A 17,588-nucleotide genomic window follows, 5' to 3' on the forward strand; every position below is an offset into this window, starting at 1 on the left:
TCGGGAACTAAAAAAAGTTTCGACAATTTTTTCAACAAAAAACTCTGTTTTTAAACCTGGATGCCGGCTGGGTTCCGGCGGTCGAGGCCCCAATTGAGTTTGCTGCGCAAGGTACTGAGGAAGTTAACGTGATTGAGTTTTACTAGACGAGCATTGAAAGCTTCTCGGCGAACGGCTATCTGGACGGACGCTTCGACGGGCAGGGAGCGGGAGTCGAGCGCCAGCATGTAGCTGGAACTGCGGCCTTCAATTTCGAAGGAAATCACGCTCTGGTCGGACACCACCAAGGGGCGCACATTCAGATTGTGGGGGCATACGGGAGCAATGATAAAATTGTTTGTCTGGGGTAGCATTACCGGGCCGCCGCAGCTCAGGGAGTAGCCGGTGGAGCCGGTGGGCGTGGCTACCACGAGGCCATCGGCCCAGTAGGAATTCAGGTATTCGCCATCGATGTAGGTGTGAACGACAATCATGGACGAGGTGTCGCGCTTGAGGACGCTGAACTCGTTGAGGCCGAAATTGAGGCTCCCGAACACGTCGGGGTCGGTATCGACGCGAATCAGGCTACGCTCCTCGATGGTGAAATGGCCTTTGAAGAGGGCATCGATGGCCTGGGAAATGCGGTCGGGGGTGATGGTGGCCAGGAAGCCCAAGCGGCCGGTGTGGATGCCGAGAATCGGAATCTGGAGGCTACCAACGTAAGTGACGGTGTCAAGCAGGGTGCCGTCGCCACCGATGCTGAGCACGAACTGGACGCCGCGCAGCGAGTCGCCGCGGTGAAACTCGGTGGTGCCTTCGGGCAGGCGCAGACGGTTGTCGAGGAAGGTGCGGAAGGCTTCGCCAATGCGGACTTCGGCCCGGCGGGCGGCCAAATCGTCGAGCAGGGCCTGAATGGCCGGGGCGGCTTCGTCGTCGAAAGGCTTACCGAAAATGGCGATTTTCATGCGGAGGGGAGAGCGGATTACGTAACGCGGCGGCGGGCTTACGTAACAAATAAATAACCTGAGTGGCGAAGATAGAGCGGCTAAATCGGGAATTCGGCCCGGAAAAAGTAGCCGGTTTGTCCTAATCCGTTGAGGGTGTATTCGGCGGTAAACACGCGGTCGTAGTAGGTGACGAGGTGCAGGCCGAGGCCGACGGCACTCAACAGCTGATTGGGCAGGCGGTTTTGGGGCAAGGGATGAGGGGCGACGACGTAGCCGGCATCGGCAAAGATATTGATATAGAGGGCGAGCGGGATGGTGTTGACTTTGGGGTTGTCGATGGATTGCAGGCGGATGGGCTGGGGCCGCAGCAGCGGGTACGAGATACCCTGCTGCAACAGGGCGTAGTGGCGGCCGTCGATAACGTACTGGTCGTAGCCGCGCACCAGGTCGTCATAGCCGAGGGCGCGGCTGTCGGCGTAGGCAAGCTGGCGGGTGAGGCGGGCTTGGCCGGTGAGGCCGACGCTGTAGTAGAATTCGCGGCCGAGGGCCAGGTAGCGGGTGTAGTTGAGGTGCAGGGTGGTGATGCTGGGCGTTGTGCCGTCGAGGAAGACGCGGTGCGTGAGCGCGGCCTGGGCATACTTGCCGGTGAGCGGGTAGGCGAAAGTATTGCGCTGGTTGCGGGTGCTGGTGAGGTTCAGGTCGAGGTATTCGCGCTGGGTGCGGCCTAGGTAGTAGACGGGGTTGTGATAATTGACCGAGTCGCTGATTTGCTCGCGGTGGTAGGACACGTTGATGGCCGTGAGAAACTGGACGGTGTGCCGAAAGCGCAGGCCACCCGTGACGTAGAAGCGCTGAATGGGGAAGCTTTCATCGGCCCGGAATGGGGTGAGGCGGTCGGCCAGCGTGCTATAGTCGAGGGTGTGGCTTTGGAAATAGGACGCGCCTACGCCGAGGCCCAGCCGCCGATAGTGGCCCAGGCCGGGGGCTTCGTAGAACAGCTCGTATTTGCGATTGAAACCTAATTGCAGGTTGGCGATGAGCTGTTCGTTGCGGCCGCGAAAATTGCTGCGTACAAGATGCACACCGTAGTCAACGCGCCGCCAGCGGTCGGCGCGGTCGAGCCAGGAACGCAGGTTGCGGTCGGCCAATGAGAGAATGGGCACCGGGAAGGTGTACCACCGCTCCTGCACCCCGAACACGATGAGCAGTCGGCCACCGGTGCAACTGGATTGCACCACCACGGCATGAAACAGTTGGAGATTGAACAGCCGGCGGCGGTTGGACTCGAGGCGGGCCGGCAAGTCGGCCAGGGCCAGGGTATCGCCTTCGTGAAAGTCGAGCTCAGCCCGTAGGATGCGGTCTTTGGTGACGGCATTGCCCGCGAAAAGGATGGTACCGACTGGTGCCCGTTCGATGCCTGGGCAGGGCACGATTCGCACGAGCGTATCGGCGGGGGCGACCACGGGGCGTAGCGGACGCGGCAACGTATCGGCCTGAGCTGGCACCAGACTAGCCAGCAGCAGTCGCAACGAAAGAAGGATTCCGAACAGCACCCGACTTTACACGCTCAAGTAGCGCAGGAGGGCATCGTAGCGCTCCTGCTCGTCGTCGTTGGCAACGGCGGTGCCGCTGAACTGGGCCGTCACGACGTAGCCGAACCGCTCCAGCGTGGCCGTGATGCGGGTCAGGTTGTCGGTATTCAGCTTCAGCGTGAGGCGGATGCGGTGGGGGTCGACTTCATCCTGAGCGACCAGGGCACTCATGATTTTGGCGTTGTTTTCCTCGACATAGCGGCTGATTTGGGTGAGCGAATAGTCGCGCTCCTCCATGGTGAGGACGATGATGCCACCCTGGCCGCCGGCCGGTTGCTGCCCGAAAGCAGCCAGCGCATCGGCAATGGTGACCACGCCGGCGTATTCCTGGTGCTCATCGACGACGGGCACGAGCTGGATTTTATTTTCAATGGCCAGCTCCATCACGCGGTAGAAGTGCTGGTCGGGGCGCACGAAGGCATCGGCGTAGCCCAGGGGCATTTCGGAGAGGGGTGTTTCGGGGTCGTCGAAATCGGCGAGGTCGGCTTCGGTGACGAGGCCGCGATAGTGCCGGTTGTCGAGCACGGGCAGCTGGGCCACGTGAAATTCATCGAGCCAGCGCGCTGCCTTGCCCGCCGAATCGGTGCCCTTGAGGGGCGGAATCATTTCGTTGAGGAGGTCTTCGGCAAGCAGGGCGGGCATATTAGTAGCAGTTTAGGAGGGATGAGATATAGATGCCGAATTGGGTGAAAAGAAATAAGTGAAAGGCATAAATTATCACCGGGCGGGTGATGGAATAGTGAACAACAATCGGGCCGGCAGAAGGATATCGGCCTTTTAGGCAGCCAGGGCGGGGGTGGCTTCGGTAGTACGCAAAAAGTGGCGCAGGTAGGCATTGAAGCCGGCGGGGCGCTCCATCATGGGGGCGTGGCCGCAGTGGTCGAGGAAGCGTAGCTCGGCGTGGGGCAGCAGACGCTCGAACTCGTGGGCTACGGGCGGCGGCGTGATGGTATCATTCAGGCCCCAGACCAATAGCGTGGGCACGGTGATTTTAGCCAGTTCCTTGCTCAGGTTGTGGCGCTGGGCCGAGCGCGCGATAGCAATTATGCGCAGGCACTTGGCATTGGAGTTGGTCACGTTGAACACTTCATCGACCAGCTCCTGGGTGGCTACTTTGGGGTCGTAGAAAGTATAGCCCACCCGCTCCTGCACGTAGGCGTAGTTGCCGCGCTTGGGGAAGGAGCCGCCCATGCTGTCCTCGAACAGGCCGCTGCTGCCGGTAAGCACCAGCCGGCTGACGCGGGCGGGGTTTTTCAGGGTGTAGACCAAGGCGATGTGGCCGCCGAGGGAGTTGCCGAGCACGGTGAACGTGGCCGGTAATTCAAGGGCTTTCACGAACCCTTCGACGTAGGCGACCAAGCCCGGTACACCGGCTTGGGTTAGGGGCATGTCGTAGACGGGCAGCAGGGGGATTATGACGCGGTAGTCGGGCGAGAACTCTTGCACTACATCCTGCCAGTTGCTCAGGGCCCCGAACAGGCCGTGCAGCAGCAGCAATACCGGCCCCTGGCCTTCATCCACAAATTCGTACCCGTGCTGGTGCTGGCGGCGCAATTCCATCTCGTATTTCCTCAATTACCGGCGGTTTTGGCAATGATACAACAGCGGAGCCAATTGCCCAAAATTGCCAGCCCGTGCGGGGTGAGCAGGGCTTCGGGATGAAACTGCACGCCGTAGAGCGGCAACGTGCGGTGGCGCAAGGCCATAAGCTCGGGGGCCGGGCCAGTGGTGTGGGCCAGGGCCTGGAGCACGGCCGGCAGGGGCTCGGCGAGAATGAGCGAGTGGTAGCGCGTGATGGGTTGCACGGCCGGCAGCCTGGCAAAGAGCGGGTCGGAGGTATCGCAGCGCATGTCGGTGACTTTGCCGTGCATGGGGCGGGCGGCCCGCACCACTTCGCCCCCGAAAAACTCACCCAGCGCCTGGTGGCCCAGGCACACGCCCAGCATGGGCATTTGCTGATGAAACGCGTGGATAACGGCCGGCATAACGCCGGCTTCGGCCGGGGTGCCGGGGCCGGGCGAGAGCACGACGCCATCGAACTCGGGCACGTTTAGCTCGGCCAAGGGCACGTCGTTGCGGCGCACTACGACTTCGGCCCCCAGTTGGCGCAGATAATCGGCCAGGGTGAAGGTGAAGGAGTCGAAGTTATCAAGCAGCAGCAGGCGCATGGTCAGCTTTTAACAAACGCCGCCCGCATTCGTCCCAGCAGGTCCTGCCCAACGGGCAGCACGTAGCCCGTGATTTGCAGGGCCAGCGGCGTGGCCTGCTTTACAATGGGCAGGATTTGAGAGCCCGCCACCAAATTGGGCGAGAGAAGCATCAGGCCCGATATTCGGGTGCCGTAGAGCAGCAGGCTCAAGCCCAGCAGCCACTTAATGACGCCGGCCGCGCCGCCCAACAAATTATCGAGCACGCCCAGCGGGGTGAGGTGGACGGCGGTTTTGAGCAGGCCGCCCAGCAGGTGCACACCCCACATAATGGCCACGAACACCAGCGCGAACGACACCAGCGGTAGCATTCCGAAGGCATCGCCCACGTACTGCCGCACCAGCGGCACGGCGGCCGAGAGCAGGCTCAGCCCGCCCACCACGCCCAGCACGAAGGCCAGCAGCGACACCACTTCCAGCACCAGCCCGCGCCGATAGCCCTTCACGGCCCCGATGCCGAGCGGGAGGAGCAGGAGGATGTCGAGGGCCGTCATTGCTTACAATGGGTGAATGAGTGAATGGGCGAATGGCTGAATTATCAAGCGAGTTTATTCACTTATTCAGCCATTCGCCCATTCACTCATTGATTATAGGTTCGTGTTGTTCAGCAAATGCCCGAGTACGTCGGAGATGCGCTTGCCGTCGGCCTGGCCGGAGAGCTCGCGGGCGGCTACGCCCATTACTTTGCCCAGGTCGGAAGGGCCAGTGGCACCTACGCGCTGGATGATGTGGACCAGCTTCTCCACCAAATCGGCTTCGGTGAGCTGGGCGGGCAGGTATTCTTCGATGATGGCCAGTTCGGCGAGCTCGGTTTCTTCGAGGTCGGAGCGGAACTGCTCTTTGTAGATGGCGGCGGCGTCGCGGCGCTGCTTGGCGGCTTTGTTGAGGAGCTTGAGCTCGGCTTCGGGCGTGAGGCCGGCTTCGCTGGCGCCCTCGGCGGTTTCGGCCAGCATGATTTGCGATTTGATGCTGCGCAGGGCGGTGAGGCGCACCTTGTCTTTGGCGAGCATGGCTTGCTTGATGGCGGCGTCGATAGTGGTTTTGAGCATGGGATGGATGGTTGGGCGGGTTAGCGCAGGTTGTACGAGGGAAATACGGCCGGCCGCGCCCGACGGTGGCACCAGACGTAATTTCGCCCCGAAGCTACGGCAACCAGCCGGCAAGGATGACAACCGGCCCGCGCCCTCTCCTACCCTTCTTTCTTTAATTCCATGACCAAGCTCAGCGTCAACATCAACAAACTGGCCACCCTGCGCAATGCCCGGGGCCACAACCGCCCCGATATTCTGCAGGCCGCCCGCGACATCGAGCGCTTCGGGGCCGAGGGCATCACGGTGCACCCGCGTCCCGACGAGCGTCACATCCGCTACCAAGACGTGCGTGACCTCAAGCACATCGTGACCACCGAGCTGAACGTGGAGGGCAACCCCACCCCCGACTTCCTGGACCTGTGCCGCGAGGTGCGCCCCGAGCAGGTGACGCTGGTGCCCGACGCGCCCGACGCCATCACCTCCAACGCGGGCTGGGACGTAGTGACGCACCAGCAGTTTCTGCGCGAAGTGGTGGCCGAGCTGAAGTCCTTCGGGGCCCGCGTGAGCATCTTCCTCGACCCCGACGTGAACCTGGTGGAAGCCGCCGCCAGCACCGGCACCGACCGCATCGAGCTCTACACCGAAGCCTACGCCGTGCAGTACCTCGCCGACCGCGAAGCCGCCGTGGCCCCCTACCGCGCCACGGCCGCCCGCGCCGGCCAGTTGGGCCTGGGCGTGAACGCCGGCCACGACCTCGACCTCGACAACCTGGCCTGGCTGCACCAGCAACTGCCCGAGCTGGCCGAAGTGAGCATCGGCCACGCCCTGGTGTGCGACGCCCTGTATCTGGGCCTCGAAAACACGGTGCAGCTGTACCTGCGGCAGCTGAAGTAGCACCCGCCGGCGGCGGCGGGCCATGCCCAAGGGGGTAAGTGGCACCCGCCGCCGGCGTCCGGCGTCTCCGAAGTGCGGCCGGTCCTTTTCACTATAAGCACGTACACATCCGCCATGCCCCGCCATCCTCTTTCTGAATTCCAAGACCTCCCCTACCCGATTCTCGACGTGCGGGCCCCCATTGAGTTTGCCCAGGGCCACGTGCCGGGCGCGCTCAACCTGCCGCTGTTTACCGATGAGGAGCGGGCCCGCATCGGCACCACCTACAAGCAGGTGAGCCAGGAGCGGGCCGTGCACCTGGGCCTGGAGTTTTTCGGGCCGAAGATGTCCCAGATGGTGAAGCAGGCCAAAAAGCTGGTGCCCGGCAAGGAAGTGCGCCTGCACTGCTGGCGCGGCGGCATGCGCAGCGGCGCGGTGCTGTGGCTGCTGGAGCTGGCCGGCTTCAAAGTCCACCTGCTCGACCACGGCTACAAGGACTACCGCCGGGCTGTGCTGGCCTCTTTTGCGCAGCCCCGACAATGGCGGGTGCTAGGCGGCCTCACCGGCAGCGGCAAAACCGACGTGCTGCACGAGCTGGCCACCACGCCCGACCAATTGGTGCTCGACCTCGAAGGGCTGGCCCACCACAAGGGTTCGGCCTTCGGCAGCATTGGGCAGCCAACCCAGCCCACGCAGGAGCAGTTCGAGAACAACCTGGCCGCCGCCCTGGCCCGGCTGCCTACCGATGCACCTATTTGGGTAGAAGACGAAAGCCGGCAGATTGGCCGCCTCACCATCCCGCCCGGGCTGTTTGCCCAATTGCAGGCCGCCCCGCGCTACGTGCTGGAAGTGCCCCGCGCCGCCCGCGTGGCCAAGCTGGCCGCCGAGTACGGGGCCGAAGACCCGCAGCTGCTGGCCGAGGCCATCGAGCGCCTGCGCAAGCGCTTGGGCGGCTTGGCCACCCAGCAGGCCCTGGCCGCCGTGGCGGCCGGCGACTTCCCGCTGATGGTGGAGCTGGTGCTCGATTATTATGACAAGACCTACACCTACGGCCTAGCCCCGCGCCCCGAGGAGCCGCCCCGTACTTTCGTACCGGTACCCGGCTGCGATGCCGCCGCGAATGCCGCGCGGCTGCTACACGCCGCTGCCGAAACGGCCCAAACGTCGCGGTAAAAGCGCTGTCAGTCGATAATTGTGCAACAGTAGCCGGCACGGCACCGTCATTTGCCGGTGCACTAAGGCTGCGGCCTTTTCTATTGATTACCCATTGGATGCCGGCCCCGCGCATCCTATTTTTTTACCTTTTTTTATTCCCCACTTCTCCACCCTCCTCATGTTAACAAACTTACAAACCCGGCTTAAACACGCCGGCCGGCTGCTGCCGTTCGCGTTATTGCCGTTTGCGGCCCACGCCCAATTGGGCTATGACCCGGCCAATGTGGTGAACACCGCCGGCACCTACACCGACCTGGCTGCTACTGGCACCGCCATCGCCACGGCCAATACCGACGACGCCAACTCGGCCGCCCAGCCGATTGGCTTCACGTTTACTTACAACGGCACGGCCTTCACCCAATTCGTGCTGAACACGAACGGCTTCCTCAAGCTCGGAGCCACGGCCCCGTCGGCGGCCGACTTGTTTTTGCCGGAATCGGGCACGGCTACGCAGGAAGACCCCATCTACAGTGCCGATGCCGCCGATGTTAACATCATCGCGCCCTTCAACTTCGACCTGACCGCCGGCTCGGCCGCGGGCGGTACCGAGTACCGCGTGGCCACCACCGGCACGGCCCCCAACCGGGTGTGCACCATCCAGTGGAAAAACGTGGCCGATAAAACCCTGGAATACGACCTGCAATACGGCTCGATGAATTTCCAGGTGAAGCTGTACGAAACCACGGGCAACATTGAATTCGTGTACGGCACCACCACCCAGGGGCCAAACCCGGATGACTACCGGTTTGCCGTGGTGGGCATCAAAGGCTCGGGCATTGCGAACGGGCAAACCGTGCTGGCCGACCGCTCCAGCTCGGCCGCACTGTGGAGCACCACGCCTTTCATCACCGGCTACTACGACTTCACGAATAACTTCTACAATTATCGGGGCTCAGTTCGGCCCGATGTAGGGCGTACCTACCGCTTCGTGCCCGGCACCGCCACCGCCCCCACGGTAGCGAATGACGACTGCGCCACGGCCACGGTCCTGACGCCCGGCACCACCTGCACCCCCACGACCGGCAGCGTAGCCGGCGCCACCCAGTCGCTGGCACCCATCCTTTGCGGCGGCTACACGGCCACGGCCGCCCAGGATGTGTGGTATAGCTTCACGGCCACCGGTTCTACGCACACCATCGCCATCACCGGTGCCTTTGATGGCGTGATGGAAGTGTTTTCCGGCGCTTGCGGCGCGCCGGTTAGCCTGGCCTGCTCGGATGCAAGTGGCAACAACGAAACCCTGACCCTGACCACGCTCACGGCCGGCACCACGTATCTGGTGCGTTACTACTCCTACTTCGCCAGCCCCGCCAGCGGCGCGTTCTCCATTTGCGTCACGGCGCCGGCCGCGAATGATGCAGCGGTAAGCGCCATTTATACCCTCGGGCAGCTCTCGCCTTATGTGTCTCCCCACGCGGTGCAGGCCGTGGTGAAGAACGTGGGCACCGCTGCCCAAACCAATGTGACCGTGACGCTGAACGTGACGGGAGCCAATACCTTCACCAACACGCAGACCGTGGCCAGCCTGGCCGCCGGCGCTTCGGCCACCGTGGTATTCGCCGCCTACCCCAGCGGCACGATTGGCACCAACACCGTGACCGTCAGCGTCAGCGTACCCAACGATGCCGTAACCACCAATAATTCGCTGGCCGAGCCCCAAGTTGTTTCCGCCAATGGTCTGAGCTACGTATCGCCGGCCACCACCACCTTTGCGGGTGGCATTGGCTCGAACTCTACCACGGTGACCACGGCCGCCTTCTACGCCAAATACACCGCCAGCACCGCCAACGCCGCCGTGACGGCCGTAACGCCCACCTTCGTAGGCACGGCCACCGCCTCGAACAACTATCAGGTGCTGGTAGCAGCCGTATCCGCTACCGGTACCCCCGGCACGGTGCTATACACGTCTCCCGCCCGGGTGCGGCCGTTAGCCGGTGGTGCCGATGTGGTGACCATCCCGGCTACTGCGGTTACCGGTGATTTCTTCGTAGGGGTGCGCCAGCTCACGACCACCAACCTAGGCCTGGCTTACCAGACCGAGTCGCCGTTACGCCTGAATACCTTCTATGTTTTTGATGGCACCACATTCGCGGACCTGGGCAGCCTGGCCGGCGTTACGTTCCGCCCGGCTTTGGCCGCAACGCTGAGCACCATCACGGCCACTACCAACGCCGCCCTGGCCGCCACCGTGAGCCTGTACCCCAACCCCGCGCGCCAGAGCTTCCAGCTCAGCGTGCCCACCAGCCTGCGCACCGCCTCGGCCACGCTAAGCAACGCTCTGGGCCAGGTAGTGCAGTCGCGCCAGCTGAGCCTGCCTGCCGCCGGCGGCACCGCCGATTTCAACGTGAGCAGCCTTGCCCCCGGCATCTACACGCTGGCCCTGAAATCCGGCACCGACCTCGTAGTGAAGCGCGTGGTAGTGGAATAACCACCCCCACACTGCATAAAAAAGGGCTGACCGCATGGTCAGCCCTTTTTTATTGCCCTTGCTGCATCGTGCATCTAGCTGATGGGCACCTTCCGCAGAATGGCCTCAATCAAATCCTGGGTGCGGATGCCGTCGGCCTCAGCCTCGTAGGTGAGCAGAATGCGGTGGTTGAGCACATCGGCCGCCACTTCCTTAATGTCTTCGGGCAGCACGTAGTCACGGCCTTCGAGGTAAGCCACGGCCTTGGAAGCGCGGTGCAACGCAATGCTGGCCCGGGGACTGGCCCCAAACTGCACGGCCTGGGCAAATTCGGGCAGGTCGTAGTCGGCGGGCCGGCGGGTAGCAAACACCAGCTCAATGAGGTAATTTTCCAGCGTATCCGAAATCTGTACCTGGTTGATTTGCTGACGGATGCCGAAAATATCTTCCTTGGTCAGAATGGGCTGCACGTCCTCCACGAAGCTGAGGTTGGCCATGCGGCGCATAACCTCCAGTTCGTCGGCCTTCTTGAGGTAGTCCACGTGCACCTTCAGCATAAAGCGGTCCACCTGGGCTTCGGGCAGCGGGTAGGTGCCTTCCTGCTCCACGGGGTTTTGGGTGGCCAGCACCAGAAAAGGCAGGTCGAGCGGATATGTGGTATCGCCGATGGTCACCTGCTTTTCCTGCATGGCTTCGAGCAGGGCGCTCTGCACCTTGGCCGGCGAGCGGTTGATTTCATCGGCCAGCACAAGGTTGGCGAAAATCGGCCCCTTCTTCACCTCAAAAACCGACTGGTTCTGGTTGTAAATCATAGTCCCCACCAGGTCCGAAGGCAGCAAATCCGGCGTGAACTGCACCCGTTGAAAGTGCAGGTGCAACACCTTGGCCAGCGTCGAAATGGTGAGGGTTTTGGCCAGGCCCGGCACCCCTTCCAGCAGGATATGCCCGCCAGTAAACAGCCCAATCAGCAGGCGGCTGAGCAGGGGCTGCTGCCCCACCACCACCTTGCCCATCTCCGCAAATACCTGGCGGATGAGCGGATGATAATCAATGGGTGCCGCTGGCACGGAAGTATCAGAAACAGGGGTCATACGTAAGATAATGGGCAAAACAGTAGCTGCAAGGTAGGCACAACGCCGGTGCTAGCGGGTACCAGAGCATCCTATTTCTTAAGCCCTGCCAGGCTTCCCAGTTGATAGTCCGAGCCTACTCAACCGAGACTATTTTGCATACTAATACCTTGATAATAAGAACTTAATTGAGTCATACACGTATCGAACAACAAAGTCAGCCCATAATTTGGCATCATTTAGAGGTATAATTAAAAGATTCTTCTACTTTTACACTCTCCTACTTTCACGTGCATTTATCAAATTTACCCCACTGTTTGGCACCTTACGTATGAAGTTACTTCTCCTCAAGCGCTTACTGCCGGTGCTCGCACTGGTAATGACCTCCAGCGCCATTGCCCTGGCACAGGGAACGAATCCGAATAACGGCGGCCCCGGTCCCGACCCGGACCCCATCGACACCCCTATTGACGGCGGCGTGTCGCTGCTGCTGGCCGGCGGCGTGGCCTACGGCCTCAAGCGCCTACGGGTACGGCGCAAACAGGCTTAATGGTCCTGGCCCAGGGTAGTTGCCCTGGCGCTGCTTTGCACCTTACTCTTGCGGCTTATGGCTGATTTTTTGGCTGCCTCCCCCACTGCACACAACGCTGGCAATCGGCTTCTGCTCCGCTTTCTGCTGGCGGCCACGGCGATGTATCTGGTCTGGTTTTTTGGCTACGAGCGGTGGCTGTCCCTCGATGGCCGCCTGGATACCGCTTTGTGCGCCAACATTGCCCGGGCCAGTGCCCGGGTGCTGCAAACTGCTGGTTTCGATGCCGCCGTGGCACCGCACAACGCCTACCTGCTGCTGATGAGCGGCCACCCCTCCGTGATTGTAGGCATTCCTTGCAACGGGCTGGTGCTTTATGCGCTTTTCGCGGGGTTTGTGCTGGCTTTTCCTGGCTCCTGGCGCCGGAAGCTATGGTTCATTCCGGCGGGCATTGCGCTTATCTGGGTACTGAACGTGGTGCGCGTGGCGGCCCTGGCTATCAACCACCATTACGCCCATAAATCCGTCGACTTCAACCACCACTACACGTTCACCTTCGTGGTGTATGGCTGCATTTTCGGACTTTGGATGCTGTGGGCCAAACGCCTAGCAACAACAAATAGCCCGCGCCCTGCCCCGCCAATTGCACTTGCCAGTGCCTGACCTGCCCCTGGCCCGGCCGGCAACACGCTCCCGGCCAGCGGGCCGCAGGGCACTGGTAGCGCTGCTCCTGCTGGCACTGCTACTCATTGGCGTGTATGATGAGCAAACCCTCTCCTTTCTGACCAACATGTGGCAGCGGCTGTTGGCCGCCATTGGCCTCCAACACATGGCAGCAGCCATGCAGCAAGGCATTAACGGCGGAATCACTAAGCGGCTGCTGCCCGCCGTGGCCACCTACGCGGCCCTTTACCTTGGCATTTGCTTGCTGCTGCTTCGGCTGCTGTTGGCCCCAGCCCAGTGGCGCGTGGCGGTGGCACTTTATGCTGGCACGCTGGCTGTGTACGTGGGCATTGTGCTAGTGGGCAAGCTGGCTGGCGATGCTGTGTGGGCCTACCGGCTCAGCCGCCAGATTCTGGACTTCGTGGTAAGCCCACTGCCGTTGGCAGGCCTGTATGTGCTATTCCGGGCAGGATTCGGCCCACAGATGCCCCGTGTTTAGAGTCTATCAATGTGCTGTGAATGTTAGTAACGGCGGTGATGCTCTCAGGCGCACCAATCGGTAGCAACATCATGTTCCACGCTCCCCAATGGCCTTGAGCGCTGTGGATACTAGACTGTTGCGTCAACTACCATCCTCAAAATGGGCTCTACTGTGAGCTAATAACACAATAAAAGCCGGCCACTTTGCGAAGTGGGCCGGCTTTTTTGCGTCCTTATATTTTGTACCGGAGACGGGACTCGAACCCGTAAGCCCGTGAAGGCAAGGGATTTTAAGTCCCTCGTGTATACCATTCCACCACTCCGGCAGGCTTGGCGAATGCCAAAACTACTCTAAAAAATCTGGACTCTGTTTAAACAAAAAACGCCGTCCGAAGACAGCGTTTTTTGTTTTTGGAGCGGGAGACGAGGTTCGAACTCGCGACCTCGACCTTGGCAAGGTCGCGCTCTACCAACTGAGCTACTCTCGCAGGAGGTTCAGAACAATTTTCGTTGTGCTGAATGGTGCGACAAAGGTAGGGCGATTTTTTGAGGAAGCAAGTAGCAGGTGTGGAAATATTCATCCCAGAGGCCTTTCTGCTTCATTTTCAGGCCGAAAAATTTAACCTTTCCCTAATGTCAGCTTCAATTCGTTCAGCTTCATCAGCGCTTCGATGGGCGTGAGCGTGTTCACATCCAGGTGCTGGAGCAACTCGCGGATGCGCTCCAGGGCCGGGTCGCTCGGCTCGAAGATGCTGAGCTGGGCGCGGGGGGCAGTGGCTACGGCCGTAGTGGCACGGGGTTTGGGCTGAGCAGGCTCACGGGGCGGCGGCACGGCTATACCGGCGCGCGTGGCATTGCCATTGGGCTCAATGCCGGCCAGCACATCGTCGAATTCTGTCGGCATGTTGTCCTCGGCACCGGCGCTGGTGCGCTCCACTTCGAGGTGATGCATGATTTCGTTGGCGCGCAGGACTACGCTGGTGGGCATGCCGGCCAGCCGCGCCACGTGGATGCCGAAACTATGCTCGGAGCCGCCGGGCTGGAGCTTGCGCAGGAAGAGGATGCGGCCGTCGGCCTCCTTCACGGCTACGTTGTAGTTGCGGACGCGGGAGCAGTCGTCGGCCAGCTGGTTGAGCTCGTGGTAGTGGGTGGCGAAGAGGGTTTTGGCCTTGGCTTTGGGGTTGTTGTGCAGGTGCTCCACGATGGCCCAGGCGATGCTGATGCCGTCGTAGGTGCTGGTGCCACGGCCGATTTCGTCCATCAGCACCAGGCTTCTGTCCGATAGGTTATTGAGGATGGAGGCGGTTTCGGTCATCTCCACCATAAATGTGCTTTCGCCCTTGCTCAGGTTGTCGGAAGCGCCAACGCGGGTGAAAATCTTGTCGATGATGCCGATGGTGGCGGCATCGGCGGGCACGAAAGAACCGATTTGGGCCAGCAGCACGATTAGGGCCGTCTGGCGCAGCAGGGCAGATTTGCCGGCCATGTTGGGGCCGGTTATCACCACAATCTGCTGGTCGTCCTGGTCGAGGCAGATGTCGTTGGGGATGTAGCTTTCGCCGGGCGGCAGCTGGCGCTCGATGACGGGGTGGCGGCCGGCTTTGATGTCGAGAAGGGTGCCGTCGTTCACCACGGGCTGCACGTAGCGCTGCTGCCGCGCCGTGAGGGCGAAGCTGGCTAGGCAATCCATTACGCCAATGGCGCGGGCATTTTGCTGAATCTGGGGCACGAAATCAAGCGCCGCCAGCACCAAGTCGTTATAAATGCGCTGTTCAATCACGAAGAGTTTTTCCTCGGCGTTGAGGATTTTCTCCTCGTAGGTTTTCAGCTCCTCGGTCACGTAGCGCTCGGCGTTCACCAGCGTCTGCTTGCGAATCCATTCGGCGGGCACCTTGTCTTTGTGGGCGTTGGTGACTTCGAGGTAGTAGCCAAACACTTTGTTGTAAGCTACTTTCAACGACGAGATGCCGGTATTGCGCTGCTCGCGCTGTTGGAGTTGCAACAGGTAGTCTTTGCCCGAGAAGGCCAGGGCGCGCAGCTCATCCAGCTCGGTATCAATACCCGCATTCAGCACGCCGCCTTGGTTGGTGAGGATGGGCGCATCGGGCTTGATTTTGGCGAAGATTTCCTGGCGCAGGTTGGCGCAGGGGTTGAGCTGCTCGGCCAGTTTTACCAACGCCTTCACGCCGGAGGCGGCCAGCCGCTCGCGCATGGGCGCCACGGCTTCGAGGGCGCGGGCCAGTTGGAGCAGCTCGCGCGGGTTCACGCGGCGCACGGCGACTTTGGAAATCAGGCGCTCTAGGTCGTTGATTTGGCGCAGGTGCTGAGTGAGGTCGGCCAGCAATTCTTCATCGGCAACTAAAGCCGCCACGGTATCAAGGCGGCGCTGAATCTGGCTTACTTCTTTGAGCGGCAACACTATCCACTTGCGCAATAAGCGTGCTCCCATCGGCGTGAGGGTCTGGTCGAGCACGTCGATAAGGGGCACGCCGCCGGGGTGCTGGGCGTGCACCAGCTCCAGGTTGCGCACCGTAAAGCGGTCGAGCCATACGTACTTGTCCTCCTCCAGCCGGCCGAGGCTGGCAATGTGCTGGATGTCGGTGTGCTTGGTTTCGGCGAGGTAGTGCAGGATGCAGCCGGCCGCAATCACGCCTTCTTTCAGGTTGTCAACACCGAAGCCTTTCAGCGACGTGGTGCGAAAGTGGCGGGTGAGAATGTCGTGGGCGTAGTCAGCCCCAAAAACCCAGTCATCGAGCGCGTAAGTGCAGTAGTCGGGGCCAAAGTTTTGCTCAAAATCACCCCGGCTTTTTTTGCAGAAAAGCACTTCGGCGGGACTGAAATTCTGCATCAGCTTGCCCAGGTAATCCAAGGTGCCCTGGGCGGCCAGGAATTCGCCGGTACTGATATCGAGGAAGGAAATCCCGGCTTCTGTTTTGCCGAAATGGATGGCGGCGAGGTAGTTGTTGGAGCGGCGTTCGAGCACGTTGTCGTGCATGCTCACGCCGGGCGTCACCAGCTCGGTAATGCCGCGCTTTACCAGGCCCTTGGCTTCTTTGGGGTTTTCGAGCTGGTCACAGATGGCCACGCGCTGGCCGGCGCGCACCAGCTTGGGCAGGTAGTTATCAAGCGAGTGATGCGGGAAGCCAGCCAGGGCCACTTCGCTGCTGCTACCCGCGCCGCGCTTGGTGAGCGTGATGTCGAGAATGCGGCTGGCCGTGACGGCATCTTCGCCGAAGGTTTCGTAAAAATCGCCCACCCGGAATAGGAGCACCGCGCCCGGATGCTGCTGCTTGAGCTGGTAATACTGCTTCATCAGCGGCGTTTCGGTCACGGCCGGGATGGGCACGGTGAAGTGGTCGGGGCCGACGGACTTGATAACGAATTCTTTTTTGGGTGCAGGCAAGGCAACGGCGCGCGACCTTTGCAGGGCGCAGCTTTTTGATGTGAACAAGAGGGAGCGGCAGTTTCCGAAGTTGTGAACGCAGCTTGACGAAGCGCATCAAACCTGCCTGCCACCCTATTTTAAACCGACAAAGCGAACCGCAAAGTTCGCGCTATTTCCATGCGAAAACTCACAATGGCCGAGCTGAACCGGGCCTCGGTTGATGACTTCAAAAGTACGCCCAAAAGCCCCGTGGTTTTGGTGCTCGACAACGTGCGCAGCATGCACAACGTGGGAGCGATATTCCGCACGGCCGACGCGTTTGCGCTCGAAAAAATCTACCTCTGCGGCTACACACCGCGCCCGCCGCACCGCGAAATCACCAAAACGGCGCTGGGCAGCGAGGAATCTATGGCCTGGGAATACGCAGCCGAAACCGTGACCGCCGTGGCCGCCCTCAAAGCCGCCGGCTACCACGTTGCGGCCGTGGAGCAAACAACTGGCAGCGTCTCGCTGCCGCAGTTTCGGCCCGAGCCCGGCCGCCCGCTGGCGCTGGTGATGGGCAACGAAGTATTCGGCGTGGACGATGCCGTGCTGGCGTTGTGCGACGTGGCCGTGGAAATCCCGCAGTTCGGCACCAAGCACTCGCTCAATGTGGGCGTGGCCGCCGGCGTGGTGCTTTGGGACGCGCTGGTGAAACTGGGCGTGGTGTAGCGGCAACCATTGACGGGCGCGCCGGTTTCCCTGCTTTCGCCCGCCATGTCCGTCCCTGAATTCGCCCGCCCCAATGCGGCCCTGCTGGCCCTGCGCCCCGTCGTCGTCACCGAAACGACCGACGCAGATGGCACCGTTGGGGCTTTCCTACACACCACGCTACGCCCAGTGATGAAGCTGCAAAATGACCTGCTGCTGGCCGTGGTGGCCGATTTCGTGTGCGACCACCACATCACCCTCCGTCCCACCGACCAGCACCACCAGCTAACCGAGTTGCTGACCCGCAATACCAAACTGCGCTATACCGTGGTGGGCCTGATAACTGGCTTTTTCACGTCTGATGAATATGCCTTCTACCGCCAGCAGCGCTCCGAACTGAACCGCCGCCTGCTCGAGATGGCCCAGCGCCGTGTCCTCGTCCAAGCGAATGAAGTAGCAGCAATGGCCATCGTGTAATTCTCACTGAAGCCAAAAGGCGCAGAAGTTGCAGAACGTTCTG

The 17,588-nt window shown here is 61.4% G+C and carries 17 protein-coding genes and 2 tRNA genes; 8 read left to right on the forward strand and 11 right to left on the reverse strand.

Going from position 1 to position 17,588, the window contains the following annotated elements; translation table 11 throughout:
- Window positions 1-50: 50 nt before the first annotated feature.
- The 7 genes from ACYU70_RS17710 to ACYU70_RS17740 all read right to left on the reverse strand — a co-directional run bounded on the left by ACYU70_RS17710 (window position 51) and on the right by ACYU70_RS17740 (window position 5,774).
- Window positions 51-944, reverse strand: coding sequence for an NAD kinase (locus tag ACYU70_RS17710; RefSeq protein ID WP_342297074.1), 894 nt, complete (start codon window positions 942-944; stop codon window positions 51-53).
- An 80-nt stretch (window positions 945-1,024) separates the two neighbouring features.
- Window positions 1,025-2,455, reverse strand: coding sequence for a BamA/TamA family outer membrane protein (locus tag ACYU70_RS17715; protein WP_342297072.1), 1,431 nt, complete (start codon window positions 2,453-2,455; stop codon window positions 1,025-1,027).
- 30 nt (window positions 2,456-2,485) lie between these two features.
- Window positions 2,486-3,160, reverse strand: coding sequence for a CBS domain-containing protein (locus ACYU70_RS17720; RefSeq protein ID WP_342297070.1), 675 nt, complete (start codon window positions 3,158-3,160; stop codon window positions 2,486-2,488).
- A 135-nt stretch (window positions 3,161-3,295) separates the two neighbouring features.
- Window positions 3,296-4,078 carry an alpha/beta fold hydrolase gene (locus ACYU70_RS17725; protein WP_342297068.1) on the reverse strand — a complete coding sequence of 261 codons (783 nt, stop codon included), beginning with the start codon at window positions 4,076-4,078 and terminating at the stop codon, window positions 3,296-3,298.
- Window positions 4,079-4,089: 11 nt separating this feature from the next.
- Window positions 4,090-4,686 (reverse strand): anthranilate synthase component II, encoded by a 597-nt coding sequence (locus ACYU70_RS17730; RefSeq protein WP_342297067.1) that lies wholly within the window; start codon window positions 4,684-4,686, stop codon window positions 4,090-4,092.
- Window positions 4,687-4,688: 2 nt separating this feature from the next.
- A complete protein-coding gene (locus tag ACYU70_RS17735) occupies window positions 4,689-5,219 on the reverse strand; it encodes a CvpA family protein (protein ID WP_342297066.1) in 531 nt (176 codons plus the stop codon).
- 93 nt (window positions 5,220-5,312) lie between these two features.
- Window positions 5,313-5,774 carry a GatB/YqeY domain-containing protein gene (locus tag ACYU70_RS17740; RefSeq protein WP_342297065.1) on the reverse strand — a complete coding sequence of 154 codons (462 nt, stop codon included), beginning with the start codon at window positions 5,772-5,774 and terminating at the stop codon, window positions 5,313-5,315.
- A gap of 162 nt (window positions 5,775-5,936) precedes the next feature.
- On the opposite strand from ACYU70_RS17740, the gene ACYU70_RS17745 reads away from it, so the two are divergent.
- The 3 genes from ACYU70_RS17745 (at window position 5,937) to ACYU70_RS17755 (ending at window position 10,272) form a co-directional block, all read left to right on the forward strand.
- Window positions 5,937-6,650: a pyridoxine 5'-phosphate synthase gene (locus ACYU70_RS17745; protein WP_342297064.1), complete on the forward strand. Its 714-nt coding sequence runs from the start codon at window positions 5,937-5,939 to the stop codon at window positions 6,648-6,650.
- A 114-nt stretch (window positions 6,651-6,764) separates the two neighbouring features.
- The gene (gene mnmH, locus ACYU70_RS17750; protein WP_342297063.1) at window positions 6,765-7,802 is read left to right on the forward strand and encodes a tRNA 2-selenouridine(34) synthase MnmH; all 1,038 of its coding nucleotides are present in this window, start codon (window positions 6,765-6,767) and stop codon (window positions 7,800-7,802) included.
- Between the two features lie 160 nt (window positions 7,803-7,962).
- Window positions 7,963-10,272, forward strand: coding sequence for a T9SS type A sorting domain-containing protein (locus ACYU70_RS17755; protein WP_342297062.1), 2,310 nt, complete (start codon window positions 7,963-7,965; stop codon window positions 10,270-10,272).
- Window positions 10,273-10,346: 74 nt separating this feature from the next.
- Here ACYU70_RS17755 and ACYU70_RS17760 read toward each other — a convergent pair whose 3' ends face one another.
- Window positions 10,347-11,342, reverse strand: a complete 996-nt coding sequence (locus tag ACYU70_RS17760) for an AAA family ATPase (protein WP_342297060.1) — start codon at window positions 11,340-11,342, stop codon at window positions 10,347-10,349.
- 310 nt (window positions 11,343-11,652) lie between these two features.
- Here ACYU70_RS17760 and ACYU70_RS17765 point away from each other — a divergent pair, with 310 nt between their 5' ends.
- The 3 genes from ACYU70_RS17765 to ACYU70_RS17775 are packed head-to-tail and all read left to right on the forward strand — an operon-like array spanning window position 11,653 to window position 13,012.
- Window positions 11,653-11,871, forward strand: coding sequence for a PID-CTERM protein-sorting domain-containing protein (locus tag ACYU70_RS17765; RefSeq protein ID WP_342297059.1), 219 nt, complete (start codon window positions 11,653-11,655; stop codon window positions 11,869-11,871).
- 57 nt (window positions 11,872-11,928) lie between these two features.
- Window positions 11,929-12,513, forward strand: a complete 585-nt coding sequence (xrtX, locus tag ACYU70_RS17770; protein ID WP_342297058.1) for an exosortase X — start codon at window positions 11,929-11,931, stop codon at window positions 12,511-12,513.
- On the forward strand, window positions 12,506-13,012 hold the full coding sequence (locus ACYU70_RS17775) for an XrtX-associated membrane protein (protein ID WP_342297056.1): 507 nt from the start codon (window positions 12,506-12,508) through the stop codon (window positions 13,010-13,012). Before xrtX ends, ACYU70_RS17775 begins: the two co-directional genes overlap by 8 nt.
- 224 nt (window positions 13,013-13,236) lie before the next feature.
- Here the strand turns inward: ACYU70_RS17775 and ACYU70_RS17780 are convergent.
- From ACYU70_RS17780 to mutS, 3 genes are all read right to left on the reverse strand, one after another.
- Window positions 13,237-13,319, reverse strand: a tRNA-Leu gene (locus tag ACYU70_RS17780).
- A gap of 86 nt (window positions 13,320-13,405) precedes the next feature.
- Window positions 13,406-13,481: transfer RNA gene (locus ACYU70_RS17785), tRNA-Gly, on the reverse strand.
- 131 nt (window positions 13,482-13,612) lie between these two features.
- Entirely contained in the window at window positions 13,613-16,306 is a 2,694-nt protein-coding gene (gene mutS / locus ACYU70_RS17790; protein WP_342297133.1) for a DNA mismatch repair protein MutS, read from the reverse strand.
- A 249-nt stretch (window positions 16,307-16,555) separates the two neighbouring features.
- Between mutS and ACYU70_RS17795 the strand changes: the two genes are divergently transcribed.
- Both ACYU70_RS17795 and ACYU70_RS17800 read left to right on the forward strand, forming a co-directional pair.
- Complete coding sequence (locus tag ACYU70_RS17795; protein WP_342297054.1) at window positions 16,556-17,089, forward strand: RNA methyltransferase; 534 nt, start codon at window positions 16,556-16,558, stop codon at window positions 17,087-17,089.
- Between the two features lie 45 nt (window positions 17,090-17,134).
- Complete coding sequence (locus ACYU70_RS17800; RefSeq protein WP_342297053.1) at window positions 17,135-17,545, forward strand: hypothetical protein; 411 nt, start codon at window positions 17,135-17,137, stop codon at window positions 17,543-17,545.
- Window positions 17,546-17,588: the final 43 nt, after the last annotated feature.

Source organism: Hymenobacter segetis (genome assembly GCF_054776495.1).